Source organism: Neisseria sp. HMSC061B04 (genome assembly GCF_001836705.1).
GTDB lineage: Bacteria > Pseudomonadota > Gammaproteobacteria > Burkholderiales > Neisseriaceae > Neisseria.
In genome coordinates, this window is record NZ_KV830231.1 from 20,571 (window position 1) to 36,204 (window position 15,634).

20 protein-coding genes and 1 pseudogene are annotated in these 15,634 nt (G+C 50.5%); 4 read left to right on the forward strand and 17 right to left on the reverse strand.

What is annotated here, in order from left to right:
• The first annotated feature begins 15 nt into the window (after nucleotides 1-15).
• Nucleotides 16-2,289: a Tex family protein gene (locus tag HMPREF2661_RS09980; RefSeq protein ID WP_070823612.1), complete on the forward strand. Its 2,274-nt coding sequence runs from the start codon at nucleotides 16-18 to the stop codon at nucleotides 2,287-2,289.
• 200 nt (nucleotides 2,290-2,489) lie between these two features.
• Nucleotides 2,490-2,831, forward strand: coding sequence for a hypothetical protein (locus tag HMPREF2661_RS09985; RefSeq protein ID WP_049323610.1), 342 nt, complete (start codon nucleotides 2,490-2,492; stop codon nucleotides 2,829-2,831).
• A 57-nt stretch (nucleotides 2,832-2,888) separates the two neighbouring features.
• On the opposite strand, the gene HMPREF2661_RS09990 is transcribed toward HMPREF2661_RS09985, so the two are convergent.
• Complete coding sequence (locus tag HMPREF2661_RS09990) at nucleotides 2,889-3,779, reverse strand: LysR family transcriptional regulator (RefSeq protein ID WP_070823614.1); 891 nt, start codon at nucleotides 3,777-3,779, stop codon at nucleotides 2,889-2,891.
• A 127-nt stretch (nucleotides 3,780-3,906) separates the two neighbouring features.
• On the opposite strand from HMPREF2661_RS09990, the gene HMPREF2661_RS09995 reads away from it, so the two are divergent.
• Both HMPREF2661_RS09995 and HMPREF2661_RS10000 read left to right on the forward strand, forming a co-directional pair.
• Nucleotides 3,907-4,302 carry a DoxX family protein gene (locus HMPREF2661_RS09995; RefSeq protein WP_070823616.1) on the forward strand — a complete coding sequence of 132 codons (396 nt, stop codon included), beginning with the start codon at nucleotides 3,907-3,909 and terminating at the stop codon, nucleotides 4,300-4,302.
• 15 nt (nucleotides 4,303-4,317) lie between these two features.
• Nucleotides 4,318-4,923 (forward strand): nitroreductase family protein, encoded by a 606-nt coding sequence (locus HMPREF2661_RS10000; RefSeq protein WP_070823618.1) that lies wholly within the window; start codon nucleotides 4,318-4,320, stop codon nucleotides 4,921-4,923.
• 99 nt (nucleotides 4,924-5,022) lie between these two features.
• Here HMPREF2661_RS10000 and cysS read toward each other — a convergent pair whose 3' ends face one another.
• From cysS to HMPREF2661_RS10070, 16 genes and pseudogenes are all read right to left on the reverse strand, one after another.
• A complete protein-coding gene (cysS, locus tag HMPREF2661_RS10005) occupies nucleotides 5,023-6,444 on the reverse strand; it encodes a cysteine--tRNA ligase (RefSeq protein WP_070823620.1) in 1,422 nt (473 codons plus the stop codon).
• A 47-nt stretch (nucleotides 6,445-6,491) separates the two neighbouring features.
• Nucleotides 6,492-7,220 (reverse strand): hypothetical protein, encoded by a 729-nt coding sequence (locus HMPREF2661_RS10010; RefSeq protein WP_070823623.1) that lies wholly within the window; start codon nucleotides 7,218-7,220, stop codon nucleotides 6,492-6,494.
• A gap of 59 nt (nucleotides 7,221-7,279) precedes the next feature.
• A complete protein-coding gene (locus HMPREF2661_RS10015) occupies nucleotides 7,280-7,462 on the reverse strand; it encodes a hypothetical protein (protein WP_070823625.1) in 183 nt (60 codons plus the stop codon).
• Nucleotides 7,463-7,529: 67 nt separating this feature from the next.
• Nucleotides 7,530-8,666: a GTPase ObgE gene (gene obgE / locus HMPREF2661_RS10020; RefSeq protein ID WP_070823627.1), complete on the reverse strand. Its 1,137-nt coding sequence runs from the start codon at nucleotides 8,664-8,666 to the stop codon at nucleotides 7,530-7,532.
• 148 nt (nucleotides 8,667-8,814) lie between these two features.
• Complete coding sequence (locus HMPREF2661_RS10025; protein ID WP_070823630.1) at nucleotides 8,815-9,303, reverse strand: peroxiredoxin family protein; 489 nt, start codon at nucleotides 9,301-9,303, stop codon at nucleotides 8,815-8,817.
• Nucleotides 9,300-9,683, reverse strand: coding sequence for an acyl-CoA thioesterase (locus HMPREF2661_RS10030; RefSeq protein ID WP_003681810.1), 384 nt, complete (start codon nucleotides 9,681-9,683; stop codon nucleotides 9,300-9,302). Before HMPREF2661_RS10030 ends, HMPREF2661_RS10025 begins: the two co-directional genes overlap by 4 nt.
• Nucleotides 9,683-10,045 carry a VacJ gene (locus HMPREF2661_RS10035; protein ID WP_070823632.1) on the reverse strand — a complete coding sequence of 121 codons (363 nt, stop codon included), beginning with the start codon at nucleotides 10,043-10,045 and terminating at the stop codon, nucleotides 9,683-9,685. The genes HMPREF2661_RS10030 and HMPREF2661_RS10035 overlap by 1 nt, the downstream gene beginning before the upstream one ends.
• A 114-nt stretch (nucleotides 10,046-10,159) precedes the next feature.
• Nucleotides 10,160-10,984, reverse strand: coding sequence for an MlaA family lipoprotein (locus tag HMPREF2661_RS10040; protein WP_070823634.1), 825 nt, complete (start codon nucleotides 10,982-10,984; stop codon nucleotides 10,160-10,162).
• On the reverse strand, nucleotides 10,981-11,259 hold the full coding sequence (locus HMPREF2661_RS10045) for an STAS domain-containing protein (RefSeq protein WP_036493932.1): 279 nt from the start codon (nucleotides 11,257-11,259) through the stop codon (nucleotides 10,981-10,983). The genes HMPREF2661_RS10040 and HMPREF2661_RS10045 overlap by 4 nt, the downstream gene beginning before the upstream one ends.
• Nucleotides 11,260-11,322: 63 nt before the next feature.
• Nucleotides 11,323-11,913 carry an MlaC/ttg2D family ABC transporter substrate-binding protein gene (locus HMPREF2661_RS10050; RefSeq protein WP_070823637.1) on the reverse strand — a complete coding sequence of 197 codons (591 nt, stop codon included), beginning with the start codon at nucleotides 11,911-11,913 and terminating at the stop codon, nucleotides 11,323-11,325.
• 32 nt (nucleotides 11,914-11,945) lie between these two features.
• Complete coding sequence (mlaD, locus tag HMPREF2661_RS10055) at nucleotides 11,946-12,440, reverse strand: outer membrane lipid asymmetry maintenance protein MlaD (protein ID WP_003681819.1); 495 nt, start codon at nucleotides 12,438-12,440, stop codon at nucleotides 11,946-11,948.
• A gap of 49 nt (nucleotides 12,441-12,489) precedes the next feature.
• Nucleotides 12,490-13,266, reverse strand: a complete 777-nt coding sequence (gene mlaE, locus HMPREF2661_RS10060; protein ID WP_070823640.1) for a lipid asymmetry maintenance ABC transporter permease subunit MlaE — start codon at nucleotides 13,264-13,266, stop codon at nucleotides 12,490-12,492.
• Nucleotides 13,267-13,331: 65 nt separating this feature from the next.
• Nucleotides 13,332-14,132 (reverse strand): ABC transporter ATP-binding protein, encoded by an 801-nt coding sequence (locus HMPREF2661_RS10065; protein ID WP_070460246.1) that lies wholly within the window; start codon nucleotides 14,130-14,132, stop codon nucleotides 13,332-13,334.
• 205 nt (nucleotides 14,133-14,337) lie between these two features.
• Nucleotides 14,338-14,530, reverse strand: a pseudogene (locus HMPREF2661_RS11845) (hypothetical protein); the annotation flags it as partial.
• 117 nt (nucleotides 14,531-14,647) lie between these two features.
• Nucleotides 14,648-14,884 (reverse strand): YrhB domain-containing protein, encoded by a 237-nt coding sequence (locus tag HMPREF2661_RS11345; RefSeq protein WP_081456507.1) that lies wholly within the window; start codon nucleotides 14,882-14,884, stop codon nucleotides 14,648-14,650.
• Nucleotides 14,885-15,179: 295 nt separating this feature from the next.
• A partial coding sequence (locus HMPREF2661_RS10070; protein WP_141760001.1) for a transposase occupies nucleotides 15,180-15,634 on the reverse strand: 455 nt, incomplete at its 5' end.

Below are 15,634 nucleotides of genomic sequence, written 5' to 3' on the forward strand. Positions count from 1 at the left end.
GTTGGAATTCTATTGATGAACATTACTCAAATTCTTTCTCAAGAACTTTCGGCTACCGCCGCTCAAATTAACGCTGCTATCGAGCTTTTAGACGACGGTGCGACCGTGCCGTTTATCGCGCGTTACCGTAAAGAAGCCACAGGCGGGTTGGACGATACGCAGTTGCGCCAGCTTGCCGAGCGGCTGCAATACCTGCGCGAGTTGGAAGAGCGCAAGGCTGTTGTTTTAAAAAGCATTGAAGAACAAGGCAAACTTTCAGACGACCTCAAAGCGCAAATCGAGGCTGCCGACAACAAAACCGCGCTGGAAGACCTGTATCTGCCTTACAAACCCAAACGCCGCACCAAGGCGCAAATCGCGCGCGAACACGGGTTGCAGCCGCTGGCTGATATGTTGCTTGCCGAGCAGCCGCAGGATGTGGAAGCCATCGCACAGGGCTACCTGAACGAAAACGTCCCCGACGCCAAAGCCGCGCTGGACGGCGCGCGCGCGATTCTGATGGAGCAGTTTGCCGAAGACGCGGAACTCATCGGCACGCTGCGCGATAAGTTGTGGAACGAAGCCGAAATCCACGCGCAAGTCATTGAAGGCAAAGAAACCGAAGGCGAAAAATTCAGCGATTATTTCGACCATCGCGAACCTATTCGCACTATGCCCAGCCACCGTGCATTGGCGGTTTTGCGTGGCCGCAACGAAGGCGTGTTGAACATCGCGCTCAAATACCAGCCCGACGACACGCCGATTACGCAGCAAAGCGAATACGAGCAAATCATCGCCCGCCGCTTCAAGGTTTCAGACGGCCACAAATGGCTACGCGACACCGTGCGCCTGACTTGGCGCGCAAAAATCTTTTTGTCGTTGGAACTTGAAGCCCTAAATCGTTTGAAAGAAGCCGCCGATACCGATGCGATTACCGTGTTCGCGCGTAATCTCAAAGACTTGCTGCTCGCCGCGCCCGCCGGACGGCTGACGACTTTGGGTCTCGACCCAGGCTACCGTAACGGCGTGAAATGCGCCGTGGTGGACGACACAGGCAAGCTGCTGGATACGGTCATCGTCTATTTGCATCAAGAAAACAATATGTTGGCAACGCTGTCGCGCCTGATTAAGCAGCACGGCGTGAAGCTCATCGCCATCGGCAACGGCACCGCCAGCCGCGAAACCGACAAAATCGCGGGCGAACTGGTGCGCGGAATGCCGGAAATGGGGCTGCACAAAATCGTCGTTTCTGAAGCCGGCGCGTCGATTTATTCCGCGTCCGAATTGGCGGCGCGCGAGTTCCCCGACTTGGACGTCTCCCTACGCGGCGCAGTATCCATTGCCCGCAGGCTGCAAGACCCGCTCGCCGAGCTGGTCAAAATCGACCCCAAATCCATCGGCGTGGGTCAGTATCAGCACGATGTGAACCAAAGCCAGCTCGCCAAATCGCTGGACGCGGTGGTCGAAGACTGCGTGAACGCCGTCGGCGTGGACGTGAACACCGCGTCCGCCCCGCTCTTGGCGCGGATTTCCGGTTTGAATCAAACCCTTGCCCAAAACATCGTCGCCTACCGTGATGAAAACGGCGCGTTCGACAGCCGCAAAAGATTGCTGAAAGTGCCGCGTTTGGGCGAAAAAACCTTCGAGCAGGCGGCAGGCTTTTTGCGGATTAACGGCGGCAAAGAGCCGCTGGACGCAAGCGCCGTTCACCCCGAAGCCTATCCCGTCGTCGCCAAAATGCTGGCGCAACAAGGTATTACCGCCGCCGAACTCATCGGCAACCGCGAGCGCGTCAAGCAAATCAAAGCGTCCGACTTCATCGACGAACGCTTCGGCCTGCCGACCATTCTGGACATCCTGTCCGAGCTGGAAAAACCCGGCCGCGACCCGCGCGGCGAGTTTCAGACGGCCTCATTCGCTGAAGGCATACACGAAATCAGCGACTTGCAAGTCGGCATGATACTCGAAGGCGTGGTCTCCAACGTCGCCAACTTCGGTGCGTTCGTGGACATCGGTGTCCATCAGGACGGTTTGGTGCACATCTCTGCCTTATCCAATAAATTCGTCCAAGACCCGCGCGAAGTGGTGAAAGCCGGCGATGTGGTGAAAGTGAAAGTGCTGGAAGTCGATGCTGCGCGTAAACGCATTGCGCTTACCATGCGTTTGGATGACGAAGCGGGCAGTGCCTCCAAAGGCAACAGGCCGTCTGAAACCCGACATCAAGAACGCCGCGACCGTAAACCCCAACGCAACGAGCGTGCCCCAACCAATTCAGCAATGGCGGATGCGTTTGCAAAGTTGAAGCGGTAAGGTAGAAAACCAATTGAAGGCCGTCTGCAAAGTGATGTTCAGACGGCCTTTATCATATGGGGCGAATTAGATAATTGGTGGAATGGATATAGTGCTGCGTCTATTGAATGTTACCGATACATTTTGTAGTAGGCACATGCAAACAAGCGTATAGTTCCAAATATTACAAACTCATCATCACAACCTTAGGAGTTCAAACCATGAAACCTGTTTTGTTTGCCGCGCTGATTTCCTGTTTCTCCGTTGCGGCCTATGCAGCTTGTACCGACAGCCAGCAGCAGTGCGTGATTTATAAAAACGGTAATGTTGCGACAGAAGGCGGCTGTACAGTCAATAAGTGTCAGAATGCTGATGCGCAAGTGTTGAAATGGAAGCTGAAAAACGATAAAGGCGTAACCGTTGAAATCGGTAAAAACGGTAAGGTTTTGGTGAATAAGAAACCGGGTGCGAAAGCGAACAACAGTAATGCGTCAGGCATGGGTTTGACATGCTATGCCGCCGATGCGGACAAACGTGAACAATTCTGCTCGACCAATTATTGATTGGATTGTTGCTTTGATTAAAGGCCGTCTGAAAAGTGTTTCAGACGGCCTTGATGTTTATCCTTCCGATATTTTTTCATTGAAGAAGTCGATAAAGCTGCGCACTTTCGCGCTGAGAAAGGCCCTGTCGACATAGGTGGCGTTCAGTTGGTCTGTCCAGATGGTGTAATCGGGCAGGAGTTGGACCAATGTGCCGTCCTTCAATTCCTGCTGGACCGCCCAAAGGGGCTGATAGCCTATGCCTGCGCCTGCTTTAATCAGCTCGCGTATCATCAGCGTGTTGTCGCTGCGGATAACGGGGGAGAGGTGGAGAATGGCTTTTTCTCCGGTGTGGCGGTGGGTAATTTCCCAGTTTTGTTGACTGGTATAGGAAGGCAAGATGGCTTGGTGCTGCATGACGGCTTCGGGTGTATCGGGTGTGCCGTGCCGGGCAAGGTAGTCGGGTGCGGCAAGCAGGACGAATTCGATTTTGGTCAGTGGTTTGACGATCAGCGAAGGGGAGGGGGTTTTGGAAACACGCAAGGCGAGGTCGAAACCTTCGGCGATTAGGTCGATATGGCGGTTGTCGAGGACAAGGTCGAGCGTGACTTTGGGATAACGCTGGCGGTATTCGGCCAACCATGCGCTCATGTTACCGCCTGCAAACCATAAGGGCATGGTAACGCGCAACATACCTTGCGGCGTGTCGGTACCGCCTGCCGCTTTTTGGGCGGCGGTGTCCAAGGTATCCAGCGCATAGCTGCATTGGCGGTAATATTCTTCGCCTGCTTCGGTCAGATGAAGGTTGCGGCTGTTGCGCTGTAAAAGCTTGGCTTGGATGGTGTTTTCCAGATGGCTGACGTGTTTGCTGGCCATGGCGGTGGAGATGTCGAGCTGATCGGCGGCACGGGTAAAACTGCCGCTTTGAACAACTTGGCGGAAAACTTTCAGGCTGAATAGGGTGTCCATGATTTCTTATTAGGAAACGTTGTATCAATAATTCGAGTATATATCTCTTGCTGGGAATTATCTATACTGTACTTATTGAAATTGCTCCCTACCTCTTCAGGTAGCCATTAAAATAAGGATTATGAAGATGTCAGCCCTCAAATCATTCCAACCTGTTGTATTGTCTGTCTTGCGCATTGTGACGGCGTACCTGTTTTTGCTGCATGGCACGGCCAAGTTTTTCAGTTTTCCGATGTCTATGGGCGGCGCGCCCGAAGGATTGATGCTGGTGGCCGGTATTTTGGAAATTGTCGGCGGTATCTTATTGATATTGGGCCTGTTTACGCGTCCGGCCGCGTTTGTTTTGTCCGGTCAGATGGCAGCCGCCTACTTTATGGCGCACGCGTCTTCTGGTAATGTTTTGTTTCCATTGGCCAACCAGGGTGAATCTGCCGTTTTGTTCTGCTTCGTGTTTTTGTACCTGGCAGTAGTCGGCGGCGGAGCGTGGGCTTTGGATAACGTTTTTGGTAAAGATAAAGATTAATTTAAGGAAAAGATCATGACTTATTCTGTTTTGCAACAAGCTGCTGAAACCCGTCGTTCTATCTATGCATTGAACAACACCCTACCTTTGTCCAATGAGGAAGTAACCAAAATCATCGAACACGCCGTTTTGCATACGCCGTCTTCTTTCAATTCGCAATCTGCCCGAGTGGTCGTATTATTTGGCGAAGAGCATACCAAAGTGTGGCATTTTGTCGAAGAAGCTTTGCGTGCGGTTGTCCCTGCCGAGCAGTTTGAAGCCACTGCACAAAAACTGAACTTGTTTAAAGCAGGCGCGGCGACAGTTTTGTTCTTTGAAGATCAAGATGTTGTCAAAGGCTTGCAAGAGCAGTTCCCATCTTATGCGGCCAATTTCCCGATTTGGGCGGATCAGGCAAATGCCATGGTTCAATATGCTGTTTGGACAACATTGGCGGCTGCCGGTATCGGCGCCAATCTGCAACACTACAATCCGCTGCCTGATGCGGCCATTGCCAAAGAATGGAACTTGCCGGAAAGCTGGTTGTTGCGTGCGCAAATGGTGATTGGCGGTATCGCGGCTCCTGCCGGCGAAAAAGCCTTCCAACCAATCGAAGGCCGTCTGAAAGTATTCGGCGCATAAATGAAATGATGTTTTAAATAAAGGGTGTTTTTTGAAATACCAAAATTAAAAAGGCCGTCTGAAAACAGTTTCAGACGGCCTTTTATCTATGCCATGAAATCAACCGCGGCGCCAAGTTGTACCGCCGGCGTTGTCTTCCAGAATGATTTTGTGTTCGTTCAGAAGGTCGCGGATGCGGTCGGATTCCGCCCAGTTTTTATCCGCGCGCGCCTGTTTGCGGCGGGCGATTAAGTCTTCGATTTCTTCGTTGGAGAGGCCGTCTGAAACCGCGCCGCCTTGCAGAAACTCAATCGGATCGCGTTGCAGCAGACCGATGATGCCGCCCAAGGCTTTCAGGCAGCCCGCGAGGTGCGCATCATTGGTTTTGTTTACTTCGCCTGCCAGTTCGAATAACACGGCAATGGCTTCGACCGTACCGAAATCGTCGTTCATGGCGGCGTAGAAGCGGCGAGTGTAGTCGTTGGCGTTTTCAGATAAATCAAACTCAGCCGCTGGTGTGTTTTTCAAGGTGGTGTACAGACGGGTCAGTGCGCCTTTTGCGTCGTCCAGATGCGCGTCGGAGTAGTTCAGCGGGCTGCGGTAGTGGGCGCGCAGGATGAAGAAGCGCACGACTTCGGGGTCGTATTGTTTCAACACTTCGCGGATGGTGAAAAAGTTGCCCAGCGATTTGGACATTTTTTCGCCGTCCACGCGGATGAAGCCGTTGTGCAGCCAGTATTTGACGTGGCTGGCAATACTTTGCCCGTGGTGGGTTTGCGCGTGGTCATGGCCGCAGGTATGCCCTGTCGCGCCGACACTTTGGGCGATTTCGTTTTCGTGGTGCGGGAATTGCAAATCCGCGCCGCCGCCGTGGATGTCGAAAGTATCGCCGAACAGGTTTTCACTCATGGCAGAGCATTCAATATGCCAACCCGGACGGCCATTGCCCCACGGGCTTTCCCATGCCGGCTCACCTGCTTTGGCTGCTTTCCACAACACAAAATCAAGCGGATCACGTTTGAAACCATCCACTTCCACACGCTCGCCTGCGCGCAGGTCGTCCAACGATTTACCTGATAATTGTCCGTAAGCGGCAAACTCGCGCACGGCATAGTAAACGTCGCCGTTAGCGGCAGGATATGCCTTGCCGTTTTGAATCAGGGTTTCAATCATGGCAATCATTTGCAGAATGTTTTCCGTCGCCTTCGGCTCGATGTCGGGACGCAACACACCCAAAGCATCGGCATCTTCGTGCATAGCCTGAATGAAACGCGCAGTCAGATCGCCGATGGTTTCGCCGTTTTCAGCCGCACGGGCGATGATTTTGTCGTCGATGTCGGTAATATTGCGCACATAAGTGAGCGGATAACCGCACTCGCGCAACCAACGGGCAATCATGTCAAACACAACCATCACACGGGCATGGCCTAAGTGACAGTAGTCGTAAACGGTCATACCGCAAACGTACATACGTACGTTTTTAGGGTCGATGGGGGTGAAGGGTTCTTTTTGACGGGTAAGGGTGTTGTAGATGGTTAGCATGGAGATTCTCAAAAATTAGAATTATTTAGTAAGTTCAAAAATTAGAATTATTTAGTAAGTTCATTCTCCAACTCGTTGGCCAAAAGCCATATCAAAGCTGGACCAAACAACCAAAAAATTATAGATACAGGGACAAAATTAACACTTCCACTAATCTCCAAACCAGTTACGAAAAATAGACAAAAAAGTATTTCACACAATACAAGAGCAAATGCATTTGCATGCTCTCGCAAATGCCTATAAGACTCTACATAATCTAAATTTTCCTGTCTTTTTTCAGCGAGTTTTTTGTAAAAATTAACTATTAAATTAGAATCTCTTATACTCCAATTAGATAAAGCAACTGAAAACGAAGGCATGGTGGAGAAAAAACAAAATTTAATTATTGGCGACCAACCCAATGTATCGAAAGGGACATAACCTTTCCATACTAATAACGCAGTCAGTGCACATGAGATGACAATGGTAACCAACACCCACCTCATCCCAAATGACGACTGATGCTGTGGTGATGCAAATACATTTGCTCTTAATGCATGAAATACCAACATAGGCGCACTAGATAAATAACAATATGCCAAACCACAAACACCCAAAATAACTAAATGAGTAAAAGATAAATCTTTTGGATCTTTAGGAATAAGAAAAGCTAATTTTTCTAATCCAATTCTAGTAGCAATATCAGTATTAATAAAAAGATATAAAAGTATAAAGACACCCATTACTGTGCCCAGCGCATACCGCAAGGCATAAAATTCCCACCATCGTTTATCCATTTATTTTTCCTTATCAAATCTTATTCTTTTACTAACCTAATAATAAAACAGCTCTGGGTTTAACGCTGCGTATGGCCGACTATCTTTTCCGTGCCGTCCGGCTGTAATTCCACAATATTGCCGTGCTCGTCGCCGACATACACCGATGTGTATTTGCGCTTTTCGGCCATCCATGCGCGGTAGAGGCTTTGCAGGGTGTCTTGTTTGCGCTTGAGGGCTTGGATTTGTTCGGGCGTAATCATGTTTGTCCTTGCGTGGCTGTCGGGCATAAGGCCGTCTAAAAACCTTTCAGACGGCCTTTGCCGTTATTCACTCTGCCTTCAACACCGAAGTATCCGTCTGCGGCTGTGCGGCGGCGGCTTTTTCGGCGGCTTCGGCCTCGGCGGCGATGCGTTTTTTCTCGGTCAGGTATTGGTTGATTTGGTGTACCAATTCCTGCGTGCCTTGGTGGGTCAGGGCGCTGATTTGGAAGAGGCGCGGAGTTTCCATGTCGAATTGGAAACGGTCGTCGGGTTTGGGGTAATCCCAGCCGATGGCTTCGAGGAAGGCGGCGGTGCGTGCTTGGGCTTCTTCTTCGTCGAGCATGTCGAGTTTGTTCAGCACCAGCCAGCGCGGTTTGCCGTAAAGTTCTTCGTCGTATTTGCGCAGTTCGTTGATGATGGCGAGGGCTTCTTCGGCGGGGTTGACGGTTTCATCGAAGGGGGCTAAATCGACGACGTGCAGCAACAGACCGGTGCGCGATAAGTGTTTGAGGAAACGATGGCCGAGGCCTGCGCCTTCTGCCGCGCCTTCAATCAGGCCAGGGATGTCTGCCATGACGAAGCTGTGGTTTTCGTCGATGCGTACGACGCCTAAGTTCGGATGCAGGGTAGTGAAGGGATAGTTGGCGATTTTGGGGCGTGCGGCGGATACGGCGGTAATCAGGGTGGATTTACCGGCGTTGGGCATGCCCAATAAGCCGACATCGGCGAGGACTTTGAGTTCGAGTTGCAGGGAACGGGTTTCGCCTTCTTCGCCGGGCGTGGATTGTTTTGGGGCGCGGTTGACTGACGATTTAAAGTGGATGTTGCCCAAGCCGCCTTTGCCACCTTTGGCGAGGCAGACGCGCTGGCCGTGATAAGTGAGGTCGGCAACGATTTCGTCGGTGTCAAGGTCGCGGATGAGGGTGCCGACGGGCATTTTGAGGACGATGTCGTCCGCACCTGCGCCGTAGCGGTCGGAACCGTGGCCTTTTTCGCCGTTTTTGGCTTGGTAGCGTTTGACGAAGCGGTATTCGACGAGGGTGTTGGTGTTTTCGTCGGCTTCTGCCCAAACGCTGCCGCCTTTGCCACCGTCGCCGCCGTCAGGGCCGCCGCGCGGTACGAATTTTTCGCGGCGGAAACTGGTTGCGCCATTACCGCCTTTGCCTGCGGCGACTTCTATTTTTGCTTCGTCGATAAATTTCATGGTGTTCTCTTATGGGTATTCGGTTGTTTCAGACGGCCTTTGTTAATAGAGGAGCTTGGTGTCTGAACGGATAAAATGTTGCTTATTTTATTATAAAGGATATTTCGGTTTTAGGCCGTCTGAAATGTGGTTTCAGACGGCCTTGGATTTATTGGGCGAGGGCTTGGTCGATTTCTTGATAGAGTTGGGAGAAATTGGGTTCGCCAACGTAGGTTTTGAGGATGTTGCCGTTTTTGTCGATCAGGACGGAAGTCGGGTAAACCTGTGTGCCAAAGGCTTTTGCGGCAGTTTTGTCGGCATCGTACATGACGGTGAAAGGAAGGCCGTATTCTTTGACGTATTGATGGACGCTTTCAATGGGGTCGATGGGTTGGGCAATGCCGAGGACTTGGAAGTTTTTGCCTTGATAATCTTGGGCGGTTTTGATGATTTTAGGCATCTCGCTCACGCAGCCGGGGCAGGAGGGAAACCAGAAGTTAATGAGGGTAACTTTGTCTTTTAAATCGGCATTGGTAATGGTTTTGCCTTGCAGGTCGGGCAGGGCGAAATCAGGGGTGGCTTTGTTGCTGGGGATAAGGACGAAGGCAAGGAGCGCACCAATCGTGGCAACGACAAGGAGTGTGAGTATTTTTTTCATGATTCGAGGTTTTGAATAGCGTGTGCTAAGGTTTGGGGAACGCTGATGCTACGGCCGCTCTCGCTGCTGACGGGCATAAGGGTCACTTCGGCTTCGATGGCGGCTTTGCCGTTGGGCAGGGTCGCGGTTTGGCTGAGGATGATGTGGCGTGTGCCGATGTCTTTCAGACGGCCTGTAAAGGTTAAAACATCGCCTTCGAGCGACGGACGGCGATAGCGGATGTCAACGCGTGCAACAACGAGCATGATGCCTTTGAGTTCGGACAGAAGGTCATGCTCTTGAAAAAACGTCCAGCGCGCTTCTTCGAGAAATTCAAGATAGCGCGCATTGTTGACGTGGCCGTAGCCGTCGAGATGGTAGTTGCGGACGGTCAGTTTCATCAGTTGAGATTGATGGGTTGGAACTCTTCGCGTGCGATTGGTTCGTGTTCGAGGTCAGTAATCACGGTGGAGAGTTGGATGTCGAACCATTCGTTGAAAATGTCGGCGTCCAAATCAGGCCATTCGCTTTCGTCTTCGCACCAGTCGGCCAATTCGGCAGCAAAAATGTCTTCGAAACGCGCTTCGATTTCATCCCATACTTCGTCGGCGGTTTCGCACGGGCGAACGAGGTAAGAATTGGCATCGGCTTGGATATCTTCAAGCGTCAGGCCGTCTAGGTGATTGCCGGGCAGGGATTTCAGCCAGTTCCAAAAAGGCTCGAGGGGGATAAGCAGGAAGACGCTGCGGTTGACTTCGTACATGGTGTTTTCCTTGGTTTCTGTATAGTTGAATGATATAGCAAAGGTGGTGGACTGGCTATCTTTTGGGGGATAAAGGCCGTCTGAATTTCAGACGGCCTTTATTTTTGGAAACAATCAGGGATTTTCTGATGGTGTTTGATACAGGGTTTGGGGGTCGGCTGTATCGGGGATTTCTGCCGGAGCGGATTGGGGTGCTACCGGTTCGGAAGTGGTGTTGCTGTCCACCAAGTCATCGATGTCGATATTGTCGTCTTCGCTTTGAGGGAGCGTGCCGCCGGTTTGTTGGGTGCGGACTTTCATGTAAAGGTCGCGTGTGTAGCTGTATTTGTCGATGGCTGCGCCTTCGAGGCTGTCGGTCAGGTCGAGCAGTTCTTCACGGGTGTTGATGGCCTGCAGGCCGATTGTGCCCCAGCGTCCTGCTCTGGTGTGGAAGACGGCGTTTTTAACTGGGTAGACGGTGGTAACGGCGTTGCCAATGGTATCGCGTACGGTAGATGGGCCGAACAGGGGGACAACGAAGTAGTTGCTGTTTTTCCAGCCCCATGAGGCGAAGGTGTCGCCGAGGGTGTTTTTATTGCTGGGTACGCCGCCTGCACCGGCTACGTCGATTAAACCGCCAAGGCCGAAGGTGGTGTTGATGCCGACGCGGACGAGGTCTTCGCTGGCGCGTTTGACGTCAAGGCGCAGAACATTGCTGCCGAAGCTGACGACATCGCGCAGGTTGTTGAAGAAGTTGATCACGCCGGTACGCACTGGTTTGGGCGTTACTTTGCGATAACCGCGTGCGACAGGGGAAAGGACGTATTTGTCTGCTTTGTCGTTGAACTTGGAAACGGTACGGTTGTAGCCTTCATAAGGGTCGGCCGGATTGCGTTCGGCCAGTGCGGGCGCGGAGGCAAGGCTGATGAGAAGGCAGAGGGAAGCGGTGGTTTTTTTCATGATTGCAACCAGTCTTTGATTTCGTAAAGTTCGGCCAGTGCGCGGACGGAATCGGGAATATTTTGAATGGTCGGTTTTTTGTCTGTCCGGCGCAGAGCGTTGAGCAGCAGGGAAACGCAGGCTGAATCTGCTTTGCCTACTTGGCTGAAGTCTATGCTGTCTGTTTCTTTCAGACGGCATTGTTGTTCGTAGCGCGCAAAGGCGGAGGCAGTCAGGGTTTTGACGGTAACGTCGCCGCTGATGTAGAGCGTGCCGTTGCGTATTTCTGTTTGCATGGTGTCTTTATGATGTAAGGCACCATGCCGTCTGAACATCAGGCGGCATGGTGTGTGGGTGGATTATTTACCGCCGTTTTTGGCTTTCAAGTCGGCAATCAGGCCATCGATGCCTTTGGCCTTGATGGTTTCGCCAAATTGGTTGCGGTATACGGTAACCAAGCTTGCGCCTTCGACTGCGACATTGTATGCGCGGTATTTGCTGCCGCTTTGGTAGGTGGTGAAGTCCATGTTGACCGGTTTTTGGCCGGAAACGTTGATTTCGGCGCGGACAACGATTTCTTTACCGCCTTTGTTTACGACCGGGTTGTCTTTGATGTTGACCTTGGCGTTTTTGAATTTCAGCATGGTGCCGGAGTAGGTGCGGATCAGCAGGGTTTGGAACTCTTTGGTCAACGCTTGTTTTTGTGCGTCAGTCGCAGTACGCCATGGGTTGCCGACGGCCAAAGCGGTCATGCGTTGGAAGTCGAAGTAAGGGATGGCGTAGGCTTCGGCTTTTTGGCGTGCGGTGTTGGCATCGCCGCTGTTGAGGATTTTCAGCACTTGAACGGAGTTTTCACGGATTTGGTTGACTGCGTCGGCAGGAGAGGCAAATGCCATGCTGATGCTCAATACGCCGATGCTCAATGCGCTGATGAAGGAAGTTTTTTTCATGGGAGTGTCCTGAATATTGGGTTGATATGTGTTTATTGTTCGTTTTGACCAGCAGATTCACTGTCTGCGTTTTTTTCGGCAAAGCTGGTCATGAATTTGCCGATAAGGTTTTCCAAAACCATGGCGGAGCTGGTGACGGTAATGGTGTCGCCTGCCGCCAAAGAATCAGTATCGCCGCCTTGTTGCAGGCCGATGTATTGTTCGCCCAACAGGCCTGAAGTCAGGATTTGTGCGGAAACGTCGCTGCTGAACTGATATTGGCTGTCCAGATTAAGGGCGACTTTTGCCTGATAGGATTTAGGGTCGAGCTGAATGGAGGCAACGCGGCCCACCAGTACGCCTGCGGATTTGACCGGCGCGTTGGTTTTCAAGCCGCCGATGTCGCTGAAATCGGCATAGACGGTGTAGGTTTGTGATGATTTGCCGAACGATTGTCCGCCGGCGGCGCGGAAGGCGAGAAAGCCGATAGCGGCTGCGCCCAGTAAGACAAACAGTCCTACCCAAAATTCCAAAGCATTTTTTTTCATGTGCTATTGTCCTTGTTTCATTCTTTTTAAGTGTCGTTTCAGATGGCCTTTAGTCGGTAAACATCCACGCGGTCAACATAAAGTCGACGGCAAGGATGGTCAGGGCGGAAGACACTACTGTGCGTGTACTGGCGCGCAAAATACCTTCGGAAGTCGGTACGCAGTGGAAGCCCTGATGTACGGCGATTAACGTAACGGCTACGCCGAAAGCGGCGGATTTGATTAAGCCGTTGAGTACGTCGTAATGGAAGGTAATGTTGTTTTGCATTTGCGACCAGAAAATACCGCCGTCCAAACCCAGCCATTCGACGCCGACCAAATACGCGCCGTAAATACCGGCAACGTTGAAAATCGACGCCAACAAAGGCATGGAAAACACGCCCGCCCAAAAGCGCGGCGCAACCACGCGTGCCACAGGGTCGACCGCCATCACGTTCATTGCTTCAAGCTGCTCGGTGGTTTTCATCAAGCCGATTTCGCTGGTCATGGCACCGCCCGCGCTGCTGGCAAACAGAATAGCCGCCAATACGGGACCCAATTCGCGCAACAGGGAAGCGGCAACCATATAGCCCAAAATATCGGCGGATTTGAATTTTGCCAGCTGCGTATAGCCTTGCAAGCCCAAGACCATGCCGACAAACAGGCCGGACACGGCAACAATCAGGACAGACAACACGCCTGCAAAGTAAACCTGGCGGATGCTCAGGCGCGGACGGGTAAACGCCGTACCTGATTTGGCCAGGATATGCAGGAAAAACAGCGTAATGCTGCCCAGCGATTGGATAAAGCCGAGGGTTTTTGCCCCGACGGAACGGATAAAATTCATAGGTTTCAGTTGATTGGTTAAATGGTTTTCAGACGGCCTTGTTTAAGCTTCAGGCCGTCTGAACATCAGCCCAGCAAGTCTTGTTTTAAAGTCGTTTGCGCCGGATAGCGGTATGCGACAGGGCCGTCTGCCAAACCGCCGACAAACTGGCGTACCCAAGGCGAGTCGAGTTCGCGCATTTCTTTGGGCGAGCCGGAGAACATGATTTCGCCGTGTGCCAAGAAAATCACTTGATCGACGATTTCCAGCGATTTTTCGATGTCGTGCGTTACCATCACGCTGGTTGAGCGCAGGGCTTTGTTGGCACGGCTGATGAGGTGGGCGATGACGCCCAGCGAAATCGGGTCGAGGCCGGTAAAAGGCTCGTCATACAACATGATTTCAGGGTCGAGCGCAATCGTACGCGCGAGGGCGACGCGGCGCGACATACCGCCGGAAAGCTCGGAAGGCATCAGATTTTCAACACCGCGCAAACCGACTGCATTCAGTTTCAACACCACTAAATCGCGGATGACCGCTTCGGGCAAATCCGTCAGCTCGCGCATAGGGAAGGCGATGTTGTCGAAGACGGACAAGTCGGTGAACAATGCGCCGTGTTGGAACAAAACGCCCATGCGGCGGCGGTGTTCGTACAGCTCCTGCGCCGAAAATGCAGCTAAATCGCGCCCTTCAATCAGCACTTTGCCCGATTGCGGGCGGATTTGACCCGTAATCAGGCGCATCAGCGTGGTTTTACCGCTGCCTGAACCACCCATTACGGCGGCGAAATTGCCTTGTGGAATGCTGAAGTTGATGTTGTTCAGAATAGGACGGTCGCCATATGCGAAGGCAACGTCTTTCATTTCGATGAAGGGTGTGGAACTCATGCAGGAGAGGGGTGTCAAAAAATGTATTTTAATTACGGGTATTGTAAAGGGTATTGGATATTCGGGCAATTTTCAGACGGCCTGCGCTTAAGAATAACGGGTAAAAACGTGTGAAAGAATGCAGAAGCGTTGGTGCTACGGTCGTTTTGTCGCGTGTTGTGTCAAACATACAGACGGCTTTGTAGGTATATTTGTATAGAAATACAAAAACAACTGAATCAAATCTAATAAAAATATTTTTATTATCAAATATCAATACTTTTTTTGGGGGGGAGCTTAGACAGGAAACAGCTAATCCAATATCTATATTGAATTCTTTGTGAAAAGAAAGAATAAAACATCGATAAATTTCCTTTTCTCTCTCTTATAGAGTTATAAGGATATTTCTTTAATCTCATTATTTTGCTCTGTGCCTAAAGCGTCCTGTTGGTCCATACATTTCCCCCGTTATGAGTCTGTTTTCATCCATATAGTTTCAAATTTAGTGGGATACGGACTTAGCTAATGGGCTTGAATCAACGAATAGAAGGAACTCCTCCATTTTTAGAAACAAATATAGGCCAATTTCCAATAATAGATTTGTTTATATCCATTGTTTCTAAATATTCTTTTGACTGATATGGGAAAACCCACCCATCATCATTTTCTCGTACATGAGATTCAACTATTAACAATGAAATTCCCATTTCTTGCTCTATTTGACTTAAAAAAGATACTGCGATTTTCTTTGCTTCTTGATAAGTAATTACCATGGAAATACCCCAAATTGAAAATGTTTGAAGATAGCAAAATTGACTTCTCCTCCTTTTTGTATTTGCCCATCAATATACCTTTTTGGATAATTGCACTTTATGGCCTGCTGGATCGATGGCGTTAAACAAAGATAGTGTATTGCACAGTCAAATATCTTTACATTTCTTGACTTTGTAAGTATTCGCACCCCGACTTGTTCGAGGTGTTTGTTTTGTTTTGAATAGATTTAATGTTTTAATTTATTCTTTATTTTCAATAAATTGAAAATCGCCGGCGAAAGCCAGGCTTTATTTTTTATTTATATCTTTCCACTTGGAAGTCTTGGCCAATCTTCAAAAGAGTAAACGCTATTACCGCTAGTTTACGCATGAGTGCTACCAGTATCACTTTTATAGGCTTATTTTTTGACTTCAGACGGTTGATGAGGGTGGGGAATGCATTGATTCTATAGGCTACCAATGCCGGCATAAAAAGTGCTTTTCTTGTGTCGGCCTTGCCTATTTTGGATATTCGGCTTTTGCCTTTTACGCTTGTCCCTGATTCGTGTTGTTTGGGATCTAAACCGATAAAGGCTACAAATTGCTTTGATGTTTTAAATTCGTGTTTTTTATAGTTGGAGAGCAAAACAGAAGCGGCGGTTTCTCCTATTCCTGTTATTGTCATCAGGCGTTTTCGGTTTTGGTCGTATTCAGGGTGTTGTTTGTAGAATTGTTTAATCTGTTGCTTTACGGCTTTAATTTGGGCTGTCA